The 16,123-nt window shown below is 38.6% G+C and carries 13 protein-coding genes; 6 read left to right on the forward strand and 7 right to left on the reverse strand.

Annotated features, from left to right (window positions below; genetic code table 11):
• The first annotated feature begins 20 nt into the window (after positions 1 to 20).
• Both secA and mutT read left to right on the forward strand, forming a co-directional pair.
• On the forward strand, positions 21 to 2,732 hold the full coding sequence (gene secA / locus M998_RS16600) for a preprotein translocase subunit SecA (protein WP_068909882.1): 2,712 nt from the start codon (positions 21 to 23) through the stop codon (positions 2,730 to 2,732).
• A 62-nt stretch (positions 2,733 to 2,794) separates the two neighbouring features.
• The gene (gene mutT, locus M998_RS16605) at positions 2,795 to 3,187 is read left to right on the forward strand and encodes an 8-oxo-dGTP diphosphatase MutT (protein WP_068445673.1); all 393 of its coding nucleotides are present in this window, start codon (positions 2,795 to 2,797) and stop codon (positions 3,185 to 3,187) included.
• A 90-nt stretch (positions 3,188 to 3,277) separates the two neighbouring features.
• Here the strand turns inward: mutT and yacG are convergent, their stop codons facing one another.
• The 7 genes from yacG to ampD form a co-directional block, all read right to left on the reverse strand.
• Positions 3,278 to 3,481, reverse strand: coding sequence for a DNA gyrase inhibitor YacG (gene yacG / locus M998_RS16610; protein WP_068445671.1), 204 nt, complete (start codon positions 3,479 to 3,481; stop codon positions 3,278 to 3,280).
• A 32-nt stretch (positions 3,482 to 3,513) separates the two neighbouring features.
• A complete protein-coding gene (gene zapD, locus M998_RS16615) occupies positions 3,514 to 4,272 on the reverse strand; it encodes a cell division protein ZapD (protein ID WP_068445669.1) in 759 nt (252 codons plus the stop codon).
• A gap of 3 nt (positions 4,273 to 4,275) precedes the next feature.
• Positions 4,276 to 4,887, reverse strand: coding sequence for a dephospho-CoA kinase (coaE, locus tag M998_RS16620; protein ID WP_068446578.1), 612 nt, complete (start codon positions 4,885 to 4,887; stop codon positions 4,276 to 4,278).
• A gap of 155 nt (positions 4,888 to 5,042) precedes the next feature.
• Entirely contained in the window at positions 5,043 to 6,230 is a 1,188-nt protein-coding gene (locus M998_RS16625) for a type II secretion system F family protein (RefSeq protein WP_068909884.1), read from the reverse strand.
• A complete protein-coding gene (locus M998_RS16630) occupies positions 6,230 to 7,630 on the reverse strand; it encodes an ATPase, T2SS/T4P/T4SS family (RefSeq protein ID WP_068909885.1) in 1,401 nt (466 codons plus the stop codon). Before M998_RS16630 ends, M998_RS16625 begins: the two co-directional genes overlap by 1 nt.
• Positions 7,631 to 7,642: 12 nt before the next feature.
• On the reverse strand, positions 7,643 to 8,068 hold the full coding sequence (gene ppdD / locus M998_RS16635; RefSeq protein WP_068445662.1) for a prepilin peptidase-dependent pilin: 426 nt from the start codon (positions 8,066 to 8,068) through the stop codon (positions 7,643 to 7,645).
• A 273-nt stretch (positions 8,069 to 8,341) separates the two neighbouring features.
• Complete coding sequence (gene ampD / locus M998_RS16640; RefSeq protein ID WP_068909924.1) at positions 8,342 to 8,881, reverse strand: 1,6-anhydro-N-acetylmuramyl-L-alanine amidase AmpD; 540 nt, start codon at positions 8,879 to 8,881, stop codon at positions 8,342 to 8,344.
• A gap of 109 nt (positions 8,882 to 8,990) precedes the next feature.
• On the opposite strand from ampD, the gene nadC reads away from it, so the two are divergent.
• The 4 genes from nadC (at position 8,991) to aceF (ending at position 15,994) form a co-directional block, all read left to right on the forward strand.
• The gene (gene nadC / locus M998_RS16645; protein WP_068909889.1) at positions 8,991 to 9,890 is read left to right on the forward strand and encodes a carboxylating nicotinate-nucleotide diphosphorylase; all 900 of its coding nucleotides are present in this window, start codon (positions 8,991 to 8,993) and stop codon (positions 9,888 to 9,890) included.
• A gap of 614 nt (positions 9,891 to 10,504) precedes the next feature.
• On the forward strand, positions 10,505 to 11,278 hold the full coding sequence (gene pdhR, locus M998_RS16650) for a pyruvate dehydrogenase complex transcriptional repressor PdhR (RefSeq protein WP_068445657.1): 774 nt from the start codon (positions 10,505 to 10,507) through the stop codon (positions 11,276 to 11,278).
• Positions 11,279 to 11,448: 170 nt separating this feature from the next.
• A complete protein-coding gene (aceE, locus tag M998_RS16655) occupies positions 11,449 to 14,115 on the forward strand; it encodes a pyruvate dehydrogenase (acetyl-transferring), homodimeric type (RefSeq protein WP_068445655.1) in 2,667 nt (888 codons plus the stop codon).
• Between the two features lie 13 nt (positions 14,116 to 14,128).
• Positions 14,129 to 15,994 carry a pyruvate dehydrogenase complex dihydrolipoyllysine-residue acetyltransferase gene (aceF, locus tag M998_RS16660; RefSeq protein ID WP_068909891.1) on the forward strand — a complete coding sequence of 622 codons (1,866 nt, stop codon included), beginning with the start codon at positions 14,129 to 14,131 and terminating at the stop codon, positions 15,992 to 15,994.
• Positions 15,995 to 16,123: the final 129 nt, after the last annotated feature.

A 16,123-nucleotide genomic window follows, 5' to 3' on the forward strand; every position in this document is an offset into this window, starting at 1 on the left:
TTTACCTGAGATTAAAAAATATGTTTACAAAATTACTAACGAAAGTTTTTGGTAGCCGTAATGATCGTACGCTACGTCGTCTACGTAAAGAAGTCGAAAAAGTTAATCGCTTAGAGCCAGAATTTGAAAAACTGACAGATGACGAGCTGAAAGCAAAAACGATTGAATTCCGTGAGCGTTTAAGTAAAAAAGAAAGTCTTGAAAGCCTCATTCCTGAAGCATTTGCAACGGTACGTGAAGCTAGCAGACGTGTATTTGGTATGCGTCATTTCGATGTGCAGCTTATAGGTGGTATGGTTTTAAACGAACGCTGTATTGCGGAAATGCGTACGGGTGAAGGTAAAACGTTAACCGCTACATTGCCAGCTTACCTTAATGCACTCACGGGTAAAGGTGTCCACGTTATTACCGTGAATGACTACTTGGCAAAACGTGATGCTGAAAACAACCGTCCATTATTTGAATTTTTAGGTTTAACCGTTGGGATTAACCTGTCAGGTATGGCACCGCCTGCAAAACGTGAAGCCTATGCAGCAGATATTACTTACGGTACTAACAACGAATTTGGTTTTGACTATTTACGTGACAATATGGCATTTAGCCCTGAAGAACGTGTCCAACGTAAATTACATTATGCTTTGGTGGATGAAGTCGACTCAATCCTTATCGATGAGGCGCGTACGCCACTGATCATTTCAGGACCAGCAGAAGATAGCTCAGAATTATATCAAAAAGTTGATAAACTGATCCCTCACTTGCAGCGTCAAGAAAAAGAAGATTCAGATAAATTCCAAGGTGAAGGCCATTTCTCGGTAGATGAAAAAGCCCGCCAAGTCACGATTACTGAACGTGGATTGGTCTTGATTGAGGAGTTGTTAGCGAAAGAAGGCTTAATGGATGAAGGGGAATCGTTATATTCACCGACTAACATTATGCTGATGCATCACGTAATGGCGGGCCTACGCGCTCATGCATTATTCACACTTGATGTTGACTACATTGTTAAAGATAACCAAGTCATTATTGTTGATGAGCATACTGGTCGTACAATGGAAGGCCGTCGTTGGTCGGATGGTCTACATCAGGCAGTAGAAGCAAAAGAAGGTGTTGAAATTCAAAATGAAAACCAAACACTTGCCTCTATTACATTCCAGAACTATTTCCGCTTGTATGAAAAATTAGCGGGTATGACGGGTACCGCAGATACAGAAGCTTTCGAATTTAGCTCTATCTATAAATTAGACACTATTGTTATCCCAACTAACCGTCCAATGGTGCGTAAAGATTTACCTGATCTTGTTTATATGAATGAAGCTGATAAATACGAAGCTATTATTGAGGATATCCGAGAAAGAACAGCGAACGGTCAGCCTGTTCTGGTCGGTACTATCTCAATCGAAAAATCAGAATTAATTTCAAATGCACTCAACAAGGCAAAAATTGCGCATAACGTTTTGAATGCGAAATTCCACGCAATGGAAGCGGATATTATCGCTAACGCGGGTCAAGCGGGCGCCGTTACTATCGCAACGAATATGGCAGGACGTGGTACGGATATAGTATTAGGTGGTAGCTGGCAGTCAGAAGTTGCAGCCTTAGAAGAGCCGACAAAAGATCAAATTGATGCTATCAAGGCAGAATGGAAAATTCGTCATGATGCCGTATTGGCTTCAGGTGGTTTGCATATTATTGGTACTGAGCGCCATGAGTCTCGTCGTATCGATAACCAATTACGTGGTCGTGCCGGTCGTCAAGGGGATGCCGGTTCATCTCGTTTCTATCTTTCCATGGAAGATGCTTTGATGCGTATTTTCGCATCTGACCGTGTGACGGGCATGATGAAAAAGCTGGGCATGAAGCCAGGTGAAGCAATTGAGCATCCATGGGTAACTAAAGCAATTGCCAATGCACAGCGTAAAGTCGAAAGCCGTAACTTTGATATTCGTAAGCAATTGCTTGAGTATGATGATGTTGCAAGTGATCAACGTCGTGCTATCTATAGTCAACGTAATGAATTACTGGACGGTGGTGATATCAAAGAAACCGTTGATAGCATTCGTGAAGATGTCTTAAAAACAACAATGGATGCTTATATTCCACCGCAATCGTTAGAAGAAATGTGGGATATCGAAGGGCTACATCAGCGTCTTGTGAATGACTTTGATCTTGATTTGCCAATGAAAGAATGGCTCGATAAAGAGCCTGAGCTTCATGAAGAAACACTTCGTGAGCGCATTATGGAAAAAGCGATCGAAGTTTATCAGCGCAAAGAAGAAATTGTTGGTGAAGAAGCCATGCGTAACTTTGAGAAAGGTGTCATGCTGCAAACGCTTGATACCTTATGGAAAGAACACTTGGCGGCAATGGATTATCTACGTCAAGGTATCCATTTGCGTGGTTATGCACAAAAAGATCCAAAACAAGAATACAAGCGTGAATCTTTCAGCATGTTTGCAAATATGCTTGAAGCATTGAAGTATGAAGTGATTAGCACTTTATCTAAAGTACAAGTGCGTTTACCTGAAGAAGTTGAAGCATTAGAGCAACAACGTCGTGAAGAAGCCGAGCGTTTAGCTAAAAGACAGCAGCTTAGCCATGAGGAAAGTGCTGAATCATTAATGACCGAAACTGAAGCGAAAATTGCAACTCAGGGGCACAAAATTGGTCGTAATGACCCATGCCCTTGTGGGTCAGGTAAAAAATACAAACAATGCCATGGTCGTTTAAACTAATCATTAATCGATTAATAGCCAAACAATAAGGCGGGGAAACCCGCCTTTTTAACGAAGAAATTATGGAAAAAAAACATCTACATATTGCTGCGGGCATTATTCGTAATGCTCAGCAACAAATATTTATTACCGAGCGCCCAGATGGCACACATATGGCTGGCTTTTGGGAGTTTCCCGGTGGGAAATTAGAAAAAGGTGAGGAAGCTGAAGAGGCTTTAGTCCGTGAACTGGAAGAAGAAGTTGGGATTATTGTTACTGAGAGTCAACTATTTCATCGTGTTGATCACGAGTTTGATGATCGATTCATTACACTTTATTTCTTTATTGTATCTAATTGGGATAATGAACCGTACGGAAAAGAAGGGCAAAAATCTCGCTGGATAGAGCAAAAAGATTTAGTTGCAAATGAATTCCCTCCTGCTAATCGCGTTATTGTGGATATGCTAACTAAGTGAAATTAGCTGCAATAATAGTCATGACGTATTGAAGATTAAGTGGAAACTATATTAGCTATCTATATTTTCCACTTTTAACTGAATGGATACCTAATAATTATTATCAGGCTGCTCACTCCAATTATCACTGTCAGATATATCTCCTTGGCTTTCAATGCGCTTTTCTTCGCTCGCCCATTCACCGAGGTCGATTAATTGGCAGCGTTTGCTACAAAATGGTCTAAAAGGGCTATTTTCATTCCAAACTACAATTTTTTGACAAGTTGGGCAGTTAACTTCAATAACTTCATTCATAAATTGGTTTCTCTAATCTATTTTTCTTTAACTTAACAGCATGATAACTCAAAGCGAATAACCTCGGGTAGTATACCATTTTCACTGTCAATATGAAGAAAACGCAGGGCAAAACGTGTTTTATGTCCTGAAATCTGAGGATAAATTAAGTGGTCTGCCGCGAGTTTTATGCGGAGTAATTCTTTGCCTTCAACACTATCTTGATAGAAACCGTTATTAGATTTTTTGATTTCAAAAGTGCCTGATTGACGTATTAATGTGAGGACTGTTTGTAGCGCATCTTTTAATGGCGCGATGCTATCAAGCCAGCTTTTAATTGTTCTATCTCTTTCAGATTGTTGGATATTCAACCAAAGCTGTAAGGTGGGCAAGTCGAAACTACAGCATCCGCCAGGAATACTTAAGCGTTGGCGAACCATACTAATAATTTTATCTGTTCTAAGCTGATGACCAAACCTTGCTGCAGACATGAGATGGGTGATTTTAGCTGATAGGTCATTAAGTAAAGAAGTGATTAACTCATTATCGACATTTGGTGATTCTGCCCATGTGGACAGGCGAGAACGATGTTTCTCAAGCTCTTTTATTAGATCAGAGCGAACTTCACCTCGATCAAGTATTTCTATCAATTCTGAAACCGAACGAAAAAAAGCAATACCCGATGAATAGGAGGTAATATTACTGAGTTCAAAAATTTGTGATAAAAGGGTTTCAAGGCGTAACCAAGAACGGATTTTTTCATTCATTGGGTATTCATAGGTAATGAAATTTGTTTCAGTTAGTTCGCCCATTTTTTATCCTGTTTTCTTGTTTTCCGATAGTGTCAAATATAGGTTATGAAGTGTTGCTACCTTATCTTTGATATTGGTGTCATTGGTATGATTTGTGATCACATCATTAGCATAAGATAATCGTTTCTCTCTACTAGCCTGAGCTTCCAATATATTGCTGACTTGTTCCTGACTAATATTATCTCGTGCGATTGTTCGTGAAATCTGCTCTTCTCGTGTCACATCGACAACTAAAACTCTATCTGCTAAATGTGAAATATTATTTTCGATTAGTAGTGGAACAACCCATAAAACATAAGGATAATCAGCTTGTTGGAATTGCTTCTGCGTTTCCGTTTGGATCAGTGGATGCAATAAAGCGTTCAACCATTTTTTCTCTTCAACGTTTGAAAAAATAATCGCTCTCAAGTGGCTTCGGTTCAATGTACCGTCAGGGTTGAGAATGTTTTTACCGTAACGTAATACGATAGAATTTAATGCAGGAGTCTCTGGCTCAACGACTTGGCGAGCAATAACGTCTGCATCAACAAGGGGAACTCCAAGTTTTGCAAACTCATTAGCAACTGTTGTTTTACCGCTTCCAATACCGCCTGTTAAAGCAACTATATATGGCATCATATCGTTCGTTTACATATTAAGATAAAAATAGATTACACTGAAACTTGTTGCTTGTCTGCACTCACTTTTGCCAACACCTTATGTGTTAGACATATACCTTTTATATTTTATTTATAGCATAAAGACTCAAATTCTATCCTTTAAATAAGCAATTAAATCCCTGTAATTACATTGCCTAAATTAAATATGGGTAGGTACATAGCAAGCATTATCACTCCAACCAAAACCGCAATCAGTGCAAGAAGAATGGGTTCAAGGCTTTTAAGATTTTTTTCTGTAATGGATATATATTGATCTGAATAGTATTTGAATAAATAATCTGTAAAATAATGAAGCTTATCAGTCTCTTCTGCGATAGAAATAAGTTGAATTGATAATGATGGAAATAATGTGCTTTCTTTCATTGCTACGGATAAAGAATCTCCTTTTATTATCGATAATAGAATATTTTGAATTTCTTTTGTATATTGAGGGCTACGGCTTGTTTCAATCGAGCACTTTAAACACTCTGCTAATGGTAGCCCAGCTTTAATTGTCGAAGATAGTGTTAGAAAATAAATGGTTAAATTATTTAATTTAGTCATCTGATTAATGTATGGCAACAGGAGAAATGATTTTTTAATGTGTGGGGTTATCGAGTTTTTATATTTCATAATGAATAAAAAAGAGACAATTAATAAAATAATTGCCATGTGTATTTTTTCTCTTATAAAACTAGAAATGGAAATCATTATCTGCGTTAAGAATGGAAGTTCATGCTGAAAAGTAGTGTATATATCCTCAAATTGAGGAATGACGAAAATTATCATAACAGATAAAAGAATGAAAGAAAAAATGGAGATTGTTATTGGGTAGCGCAAGGCTTTTTTAATCTGCAGTGATGTTTTTTGATTATGTTCCAGCATTGATGTAATAATTCTAAAACTTTCTTCATATTGACCTGTTTTTTCAGCAATAACAATTAAATTTATGGTTGTGCTATCAAAAATGTTAGAATGTTCTTTTAACTTACTGGATAAGGTTTCACCTTTTTCTAAACCATTTATTGTATGAGAAATAATATCTCTCCAAAAAGGAAGATGGCAATTAGATTTTAAAATTCTCAAGCATTTCAAAATATTAATACCTGATGAAATTAATGTTTTTAATTGATGAAAAAAGTGAGTTTTATAATTTAAATTTTCGGTATTTAATATGAGGATGTTTTTTAATTTTATTTTTAATGGGATTTGGTTTTTATCTATTATTGATAAATAAGCATGTTTTTTGTTTTTAGCAATCAAAGTATCATGAATTACAACATTATTAATACTTAAAGAAATATAAGAATATATAAACATTATTGATGGCCTCCATGTCCAACGGTAGCATAAACCTCTTGTAAATTAGTTTCACCAGAATCAATTAGTTGAATTCCAGATTGCAGTAAACTGACAAAATTATTGTTATTATTCACATCACCCGAAAAAATATTTTGCAGATCTTCATGATAAAGTGATTCATAAATTGCGGTTCTTCCCATAAACCCTGCAAAGCAGTGTTCACATCCTTTGGATGACCATTCATTGATCTTTGTTTTTTCATCAATATTAATTTGTCTGGGGTTAGGTTGCTTACAGTGAGTACATAATTTTCGTACCAATCTTTGCGCTATAACCATTTTTAAACAAGTGCTAAGTTGTGCCTTACTAACACCAAGTTGATCCATGCGTTCAATTGCACTAAACGTACAGTTTGTATGTAATGTTGAAAGAACTAAATGTCCCGTTTGAGCAGCTCTGGTGGCAATTTTTGCAGTTTCCTCATCCCTTATTTCACCGACCATAATAATGTCTGGATCTTGGCGTAATAATGCCCTTAAAATATGAGCAAAGCTAAGCCCATATTTTTCATGAACTTGAATTTGATTTATACCTTGAATTGGGATTTCTATGGGATCCTCTATTGTTGATATGTTTCTTGATGATTGATTCAAAAACTCAAGAGCACTATAGAGCGTTACCGTTTTACCACTTCCGGTAGGGCCAGTAACTAAGATCAATCCTTGGGGTCTATTTAAGTTATTTTTTAATGAATTTAATAGGTCAGAGCACATCCCGAGGTGTTCTAAAGAATATTTTAATTGTGTATTTAAAATTCGTAATACAAGCTTTTCCCCATACAATGTGGGTATGCTCGATAGACGAACACTAAAGTTTTGACCTTCAAAATACCAATTCATTTGGCCATCTTGAGGAAGCCTTTTCTCTGCAATGTTCATTTTAGCGAGTATTTTGATTCGTGCGATGATTTCATTGTTAATCTCACAAGGGGGAGATGGCATGAAATAAAGCTTCCCATCAACCCTAATACGTATCTTAATCCCCAGTTTTGTCGGTTCTATATGTATATCTGATGAACGTTTTCGTACAGCAATTTTCAGCAAATCCTCCACGAAATCAACAGCCGGTGAGCTTGTATTTAGAATTTCACTCTCTTTAGCTTGATAAGGGGTTTCCTCTTCTTGTGCTTCTTGGATATTACGATTGAAATAATGATCAATTTTTTCTTTGGGCCAAATTTCATAGCAAACAGGAACGCTGGCAATAAATCTTAGTGTTGCAAGTACATTGTCATCAGGATTTTGTGATACTGCAATTGATAGCCTTTTCTGATTGTAATCAATTATTATTATATAATTTTTATCACATACATTTTTTATCTCTTTTAAAATGTATTGTCTTTCCCTGGTTAAATTCATATAAATCCCTAATTAAAAACTAAGCGTTTTTTCACACAGTGATTTTAAATTGTCATTATTGTCAATTTCACAAATAACACTCCATTTGAAAGGTGCATTATCAGTTGAAATAATTGGGCTAAGTGTTATCGATAAGCCTGTTAGTGCTTTTTCTGTATTAAGTGTGATTACACCTGATTTGACATCGATTTGCTTGATGTATTTTCCTGTTATATTAATAGGAATGTTATCTTTCCCACTATTACATTGAGAAAGCCCCCCTTGATTAAAGCTACATAGCTCAACATTGTTTTTGTATGGCAATATTGTTTGTAGCACATCCGTCATTGCGGCTTTTTGCATATATCCTTGATAGCCAGGAATGGCTATAGCACTTAATATAGAAATTATTGCTATAACAACCATTATTTCAATTAATGAAAATCCTTTTTGATACATAGTTAAATCCTCCTTGGTTAAGTGAGGAGTTATCATAAAAGAATATTTATTTTGAGTTTATTTGATAAATATAAATGTGCGAGTAGCTTTCAGATTATATTTATAGAGGATAAGTTAATTACATTTTTTTTGGAGCGTTATCGCAAAGAAATAAAGAGGCTAAAGATTGTTATGGAATTGGATGGAAATTTAACTACGCTACTCTATAAATGAAAGTTGGAATTAAATCGCTAATACAAATTATAGGTTTATTATTAGCTAATGTTTCTATAATTACTTTATTTTGTCATTATAGTATTGCCAATCAAAATAAGGTCCGGGATCTGTTTTACGATTTGGCGCAATATTACTATGGCCTGTAATGTTGTGTTTAATTAACGGATATTGCTTAATAAGAAGTTGAGTTAGCTTTGTTAGAGCCTGATATTGAGCTTCTGTGAAAGGTTCAAAATCGGTACCTTCTAATTCAATACCAATTGAAAAATCATTGCATTTCTCTTTACCTTGATAAATCGATTGCCCAGCATGCCAGGCCCGCAAATGAAAAGGAACATATTGAATGATTTCGCCATCTCGGCGTATTAAACAATGCGCAGATACACGCAAATGTTTGATCTCTTCAAAGAACGGGTGTTCATTGGGATCCAAAGTTCCGGTAAAAAGTTGGTTAATATATGGGCCACCGAATTGGTTTGGTGGAAGGCTAATGTTATGTATAACGAGAAGAGAAGGCGCTATATTTTCAGGGCGTTCGTCATAATGAGGAGAAGGGATATGAGTCACATTATTGAGCCAACCATTATGTATTTTCATCTCAGTATCCATCGTATTCTCTATTTCTTTCTCTTATAAACGCTCGTTATCTGAAGACAGAAAGATTAGCATAGATGAGACAAGACATGTGCATATTTTGGAGTAAGTAATGACGATGCGACGTTATGATGAGCAGCAAAGACGTAAGATTCTTTTGGAGCGATTAGCTGTAGATATTCCCTTTATGGTGAGTGTTGCGTTAAAAGAAGATTTAGGCCAAAAAGTAGATTATAAACAAGATATTACAGGGCAGTTGTTAAATGAAAGAGCCATTTCGATAGCCCGAATTATTACTCGAGAGGAGGGGGTTTTTTGTGGTCAGCAGTGGTTAGATGAGGTATTTCGCCAATTAGGCTCTCAAGTTAGTGTTGATTGGCAGGTTAGCGATGGCGATTCGGTTACGGCTAATCAGGTACTTTGCGAAATGCAGGGGCCTTCTCAAGTGTTACTGACGGGTGAGCGAACTGCTCTTAATTTCATTCAAACTCTTTCTTCTGTTGCGACTATGACAGCGAAATATGTAAAACAAATCGAAGGAACAAGGGCGAAATTACTTGATACCCGTAAAACGATCCCTGGCCTCAGAACAGCATTAAAATATGCAGTTTTGGCAGGCGGTGGATTTAATCATCGATTGGGTTTATCCGATGCTTATCTTATTAAAGAAAATCATATTATTTCTGCAGGGTCAGTCAGCCAAGCTGTTAATTTGGCAAGACAGTCACATCCAGCAGTTCCTATAGAGGTTGAAGTTGAAAGCCTTGACGAATTACTTCAGGCAATTAGAGCTGAGGCAGATATCATTATGTTAGATAATTTTACTACCGTTATGATGAAAGAAGCTGTTGTTTTAACTGCGGGTAAAGCGGCATTAGAAGTGTCAGGTAACGTCACGTTAGAAACAATTAAACAATTTGCACTAACAGGAATTGACTTCATATCCGTCGGTGCTTTAACTAAACACATTCAAGCGATGGATTTATCTATGCGGTTTGTGAATGAAAAATAATTAGGGGTGCCGAGTGATTTTTATACTCGGCAGTTCAATAATAAAAAATTAACTTACTTATATAATAGAAGGTAGTAGAGCTTATCGATGATTCATGTCAACCCTGCTACCATTCAAATTTGATGGTAAAAATATTAAAAAGATATTGCATTATTTTATTTCTATCTAAAATTAAATCGTGTTGCACTCATAACAATGGGCATAAATTTAAGTTAAGAATTGTAATGATTAATTTGTTAACAATAGGGCTACGAGAATGTCATCTTATAATGTCATTGAACTCACTCAAAATAGCGAAGTGATTTTTTATTCATTGAAAATGATTAAATTTGATTTAAATTAATGACTGTAACGCTTCAGTTTTTTTGTTTTAGCATAAAAAATCGATTTTAATGTTAAATATGCGTGTTGATGAATACAAGTTTGGTTATCAAATCATGCTAAAATTTAAAATAATTTGTTAAAATTTGCAGAATTTTATGATTTAGCTCAAGGTCTTTATGGACAGATAGTGAATACTTTGTTACTTTATTAATCCATAAATAAATTGGTATTACCAATTAACACTGGGTAATACGTAATCAATAATTACTCACTAATGAACATGGCAGATTATGACTTACGGTAAAATTCGCCAACCAAAGTTATCCGATGTGATAGAGCAACGGCTTGAACATCTTATTTTCGAGGGGACTTTACGCCCCGGCGAAAAGCTGCCTCCTGAACGTGAACTGGCAAAACAGTTTGACGTCTCCAGACCATCAGTGCGTGAAGCAATTCAGACATTAGAAGCCAAAGGGCTTTTATCGCGCCGCCAAGGCGGTGGGACTTTTGTTCAAAAACAAATGTGGCAAAGTTTTAGTGATCCACTTGCTGAATTACTTGCTGGTAACCCCGAATCTCAATTTGATCTCCTTGAAACTCGCCATGCCCTTGAAGGTATTGCCGCTTATTATGCTGCATTGCGTGGCACAGAAGAAGATTTAGAGAGGATTCGTCAAAGTTATGAATTAATAGAAAAAGTGCAGCAAGGCGATGAGTTAGAAGCAGAGTCAGATGCGGTATTACAATATCAACTGATTGTGACTGAAGCAGCTCATAACGTCGTTTTATTGCATTTATTACGCTGTATGGTCCCTATGTTAGAGCAAAACATTCGTCAAAATTTCGAGTTCTTATATACCCGTAAAGATATGTATAAAGCAGTTAGTGAACATAGAGCTCAGATTTTCTCCGCTATAATGGCTAGAGAACCAGAAAAGGCGCGAGAAGCTTCTCATCGTCACTTAGCCTTTATAGAAGATTTACTCTTGGATATAAGTCGTGAGCAAACAAGGCGAGAACGTTCATTACGGCGATTACAGCAACATCCTGATTTGAATTCGTAATATAGAGTCTGACTGCTGCGTCTATATTACGGTGAATGCTCTATTTGAGTATTAAAGCGGCAATTACATCAGGGCCTATCTTCCCTTTATTTTTAAAGATTAAAGGGAAAGTATCGGGAAGATAGGCTCCACATAACCATATAAAATAGATAACAGATAAGGAATACACCATGTCAGATATGTTAAAAAATGACGTGGATCCGATTGAAACTCGCGACTGGCTACAGGCGATTGAATCGGTCATCCGTGAAGAAGGTGTTGATCGTGCTCAGTTTATTATCGAACAGGTATTAAGCGAAGCGCGTAAAGGCGGTGTTAACATTGCTGCTGGTGCATCTGGTCGTTCTGATTACATCAACACGATTGCTGTTGAAGATGAACCTGCATACCCTGGCAACATGGATTTAGAGCGCCGTATTCGCTCTGCAATTCGCTGGAACGCAGTTATGACTGTTCTGCGCGCATCTAAAAAGGATCTGGAATTGGGTGGCCACATGGCATCATTCCAATCCGCAGCAACGTTATATGAAGTTTGCTTCAACCACTTCTTCCGTGCTCATAATAACAATGATGGCGGCGACCTTGTATTTTTCCAAGGCCATATCTCCCCAGGTATTTATGCACGTGCCTTTTTAGAAGGTCGATTAACTGAAGAGCAGATGAATAATTTCCGTCAAGAAATTGGTGGTAATGGTTTGTCTTCTTACCCACATCCTAAGCTAATGCCTGATTTCTGGCAGTTCCCGACTGTTTCAATGGGGCTGGGTCCAATTAATGCTATTTATCAAGCTAAATTCTTAAAATATCTTGATAACCGTGGCCTGAAAGATACTTCAGCACAGCGCGTTTATGCTTTCCTAGGTGATGGTGAGATGGATGAGCCAGAATCTAAAGGTGCGATTACTATCGCTACTCGCGATAAGCTCGACAATCTTGTCTTTGTTATTAACTGTAACCTGCAACGTCTTGATGGCCCAGTGACGGGTAACGGGAAAATCGTTAACGAGCTAGAAGGTATCTTTAATGGTGCTGGCTGGCAAGTTATCAAAGTTATGTGGGGTGACCGTTGGGATGAACTGCTGCGTAAAGATACCAGCGGCAAGCTTGTTCAATTGATGAACGAGACCCTTGATGGTGACTATCAAACATTTAAATCACGTGATGGCGCATACGTTCGCGAACACTTCTTTAATCGTTACCCAGAAACTGCCGCATTAGTCAAAGATATGTCTGATGATGAGATTTGGGCACTGAACCGTGGTGGTCACGATCCTAAGAAAGTTTATGCTGCATTCAGAAAAGCTCAAGAAACTAAAGGGCAACCAACTGTTATTTTAGCGCAAACCATCAAAGGTTATGGTATGGGTGAAACGGCAGAAGGTAAAAATATTGCTCACCAAGTGAAGAAAATGAACATGGATGGCGTGCGCCACTTCCGTGATCAATTCAATGTACCAGTTGCTGATGAGCAAATTGAAAATCTGCCATACATCACCTTTGACAAAGATTCAGAAGAGCACAAATATCTGCATGAGCGCCGTCAAGCGCTGGGCGGTTATTTACCTGCTCGTCGTGCGAAATTTGAAGAAAAACTGGAAATTCCAGCACTGTCAGATTTTAGTCAGCTTCTTGAAGAACAATCTAAAGAAATTTCAACGACGATCGCGTTTGTTCGCGTTTTGAATGTAATGTTGAAAAATAACTCTATCAAAGAGCGTTTAGTCCCAATTATTGCGGATGAAGCACGTACTTTCGGTATGGAAGGCTTGTTCCGTCAAATCGGTATTTATAGTCCGAAAGGACAGCAATATACCCCGCAGGATCGTGAGCAAGTTGCTTACTATAAAGAAGACTCTAAAGGTCAAATTCTGCAAGAAGGTATCAATGAGCTTGGCGCAGGTTCATCATGGTTAGCGGCTGCAACGTCTTATAGCACCAACAACTTACCGATGATCCCATTCTATATCTACTACTCAATGTTCGGTTTCCAACGTATTGGTGATTTGATGTGGGCTGCAGGTGACCAACAAGCTCGTGGCTTCTTAATTGGTGGTACTTCAGGCCGTACAACACTTAACGGTGAAGGCTTACAACATGAAGATGGTCATAGCCATATTCAATCTCTGACGATCCCTAACTGTATTTCTTATGACCCAGCTTATGCTTATGAAGTTGCTGTCATTATGCAAAATGGTTTAGAGCGTATGTATGGTGAGAAACAAGAGAACGTGTATTACTACATCACGACTCTGAATGAAAACTACCACATGCATGCAATGCCTGAAGGTGTTGAAGACGGTATCCGTAAAGGTATCTATAAACTGGCTTCAGTAGAAGGTAAGAAAGGGAAAGTTCAGCTGTTAGGTTCAGGTTCAATGATGCGCCATGTTCGTGAAGCTGCTGATGTTTTAGCTACAGAATATGGTATTGGCTCTGATGTTTATAGCGTAACTTCATTTACTGAGCTGGCACGTGATGGTCAAGATTGTGAGCGTTGGAATATGCTGCACCCATCTGCAACACCACGTGTTCCATATGTTGCTCAAGTAATGAATGATGCTCCAGCTGTTGCATCAACTGACTACATGAAATTGTTTGCAGAGCAAATTCGTACTTATGTCCCAGCTAGCGATTACCGTGTGCTTGGTACAGATGGTTTCGGTCGCTCAGATAGTCGTGAAAACCTGCGTCACCACTTCGAAGTGGATACAACTTATGTGATAGTTGCAGCGTTAGGTGAATTGGCTAAACGTGGTGAAATTGATGTTCAAGTCGTTGAAGAAGCGATTAAAAAATATAACATCAACCCAGATAAAGTTAACCCACGTTTGGCATAAGAGGTAATAATCAATGTCTATTGAAATCCAAGTACCTGATATCGGTGCTGATGAAGTTGAAGTCACCGAAATAATGGTTAAAGTTGGTGATAAAGTAGAAGCTGAACAATCACTTATTACAGTTGAAGGTGACAAAGCTTCTATGGAAGTCCCATCTCCACAAGCGGGTGTGGTTAAAGAAATTAAAATTGCAGTTGGTGATAAAGTTACCACTGGCAAATTAATGATGGTCTTCGAAGCGGAAGGCGGTGCTGCTGCACCTGCGCCTGCAGAAGCACCAACTGCGCCAGTCGCGAGCGCGGCACCAGCAGCGGCAGAATTGAAAGAAGTTGCTGTACCTGATATCGGTGGCGATGAAGTAGAAGTTACTGAAATCATGGTTAAAGTCGGTGATTCCGTATCTGCTGAGCAATCCATCATTACCGTTGAAGGTGACAAAGCCTCAATGGAAGTTCCTGCGCCATTTGCAGGTACAGTTAAAGAAATCAAAATTGCAGCAGGCGATAAAGTTCAAACAGGTTCTTTAATCATGGTATTTGAAGTTGCAGGTTCTGGCACTGCGGCGCCAGCACAATCTGCAGCTCCAGCGGCTCCTGCCGCAGCTACAGCTTCTGCAATTAAAGAGGTTAACGTTCCTGATATCGGTGGCGATGAAGTAGAAGTTACTGAAATCATGGTTAAAGTTGGTGATTCTGTATCTGCTGAGCAATCGATCATTACCGTTGAAGGCGATAAAGCCTCAATGGAAGTACCTGCACCATTTGCCGGTACGGTTAAAGAGATCAAAATTGCGACTGGTGATAAAGTAAAAACTGGCTCATTGGTCATGACCTTTGAAGTTGCAGGGGCTGCGCCAACTGCTGCTCCAGCAGCACAAACGGCCGCACCAGCGCCTTCAGCTCCGGTTGCATCTGCACCAGCAAAAGCCGCTGATAGCAAAAATGAGTTTACTGAAAATGATGCTTATATTCATGCAACGCCGGTTATTCGTCGTTTAGCGCGTGAATTTGGTGTTAATTTAGCAAAAGTTAAAGGTACAGGTCGTAAAGGTCGTATCCTTCGTGAAGACGTACAAGCTTACGTTAAAGATGCAGTTAAGCGTGCTGAGTCTCCTGCTGCTGCAGGTGGCGGTTTACCGGGCATGCTGCCATGGCCGAAAATTGATTACAGCAAGTTTGGTGAAGTTGAAGAAGTCGAACTTGGTCGTATTCAAAAAATCTCTGGTGCAAATCTGAGCCGTAACTGGGTTATGATCCCGCATGTTACATTGATGGAAGATGTTGATACCACTGAAGTTGAAGAGTTCCGTAAACAGCAGAATAAAGAAGCTGAGAAAAAACAGCTTGGTGTGAAAATCACGCCGCTGGTGTTTATTATGAAAGCGGTTGCTCGTGCTTTAGAAGAAATGCCACGTTTCAATAGCTCTATTTCAGAAGATGCACAGCGTCTGTTCCTGAAAAAATATATTAATATCGGTATTGCAGTAGATACACCAAACGGCCTTGTTGTTCCTGTTTTCAAAGATGTTAACAAAAAAGGCATTATGGAACTGTCTCGTGAATTAGGCGAAGTGTCTAAGAAAGCACGTGCAGGTAAATTAACTGCGGCTGATATGCAGGGCGGTTGCTTCACTATTTCGAGCCTTGGTGGTATTGGTACAACCGGTTTTGCACCGATTGTTAATGCACCAGAAGTGGCCATTATGGGTCTATCTCGTTCAGCGATGAAGCCTGTTTGGAATGGTAGTGAATTTGTACCACGCCTAATCCTGCCTATGTCACTTTCATTTGACCATCGAGTGATTGATGGCGCTGATGGCGCTCGCTTCATCACCTTAGTTGGACAGTTGATGAGCGATATTCGTCGCCTAGTGATGTAATTAATAAGACCGGCTGATAGGCCGGTCTGTTTTATTTAGGCTGGGGCAGCGTTTTTTGCTATTGCTGCGAAAGGTTGGGAGTTACATCACGGAATGAGCCTTTTCAGGGTGTTAACAATTCTGTAAACT

It is taken from the genome of Providencia heimbachae ATCC 35613, assembly GCF_001655055.1.
Taxonomy (GTDB): Bacteria; Pseudomonadota; Gammaproteobacteria; order Enterobacterales; family Enterobacteriaceae; genus Providencia; species Providencia heimbachae.

What these genes read in the sequence shown, in the direction of transcription:
- M998_RS16630 (WP_068909885.1), bottom strand. Translation starts at nt 7,630, where the DNA reads ATGAATTTAACCAGGGAAAGACAATACATTTTAAAAGAGATAAAAAAT.
- pdhR (WP_068445657.1), top strand. Translation starts at nt 10,505, where the DNA reads ATGACTTACGGTAAAATTCGCCAACCAAAGTTATCCGATGTGATAGAG.
- mutT (WP_068445673.1), top strand. Translation starts at nt 2,795, where the DNA reads ATGGAAAAAAAACATCTACATATTGCTGCGGGCATTATTCGTAATGCT.
- zapD (WP_068445669.1), bottom strand. Translation starts at nt 4,272, where the DNA reads ATGGGCGAACTAACTGAAACAAATTTCATTACCTATGAATACCCAATG.
- aceF (WP_068909891.1), top strand. Translation starts at nt 14,129, where the DNA reads ATGTCTATTGAAATCCAAGTACCTGATATCGGTGCTGATGAAGTTGAA.
- aceE (WP_068445655.1), top strand. Translation starts at nt 11,449, where the DNA reads ATGTCAGATATGTTAAAAAATGACGTGGATCCGATTGAAACTCGCGAC.
- coaE (WP_068446578.1), bottom strand. Translation starts at nt 4,887, where the DNA reads ATGCCATATATAGTTGCTTTAACAGGCGGTATTGGAAGCGGTAAAACA.
- yacG (WP_068445671.1), bottom strand. Translation starts at nt 3,481, where the DNA reads ATGAATGAAGTTATTGAAGTTAACTGCCCAACTTGTCAAAAAATTGTA.
- nadC (WP_068909889.1), top strand. Translation starts at nt 8,991, where the DNA reads ATGACGATGCGACGTTATGATGAGCAGCAAAGACGTAAGATTCTTTTG.
- ampD (WP_068909924.1), bottom strand. Translation starts at nt 8,881, where the DNA reads ATGAAAATACATAATGGTTGGCTCAATAATGTGACTCATATCCCTTCT.
- ppdD (WP_068445662.1), bottom strand. Translation starts at nt 8,068, where the DNA reads ATGTATCAAAAAGGATTTTCATTAATTGAAATAATGGTTGTTATAGCA.
- secA (WP_068909882.1), top strand. Translation starts at nt 21, where the DNA reads ATGTTTACAAAATTACTAACGAAAGTTTTTGGTAGCCGTAATGATCGT.
- M998_RS16625 (WP_068909884.1), bottom strand. Translation starts at nt 6,230, where the DNA reads ATGTTTATATATTCTTATATTTCTTTAAGTATTAATAATGTTGTAATT.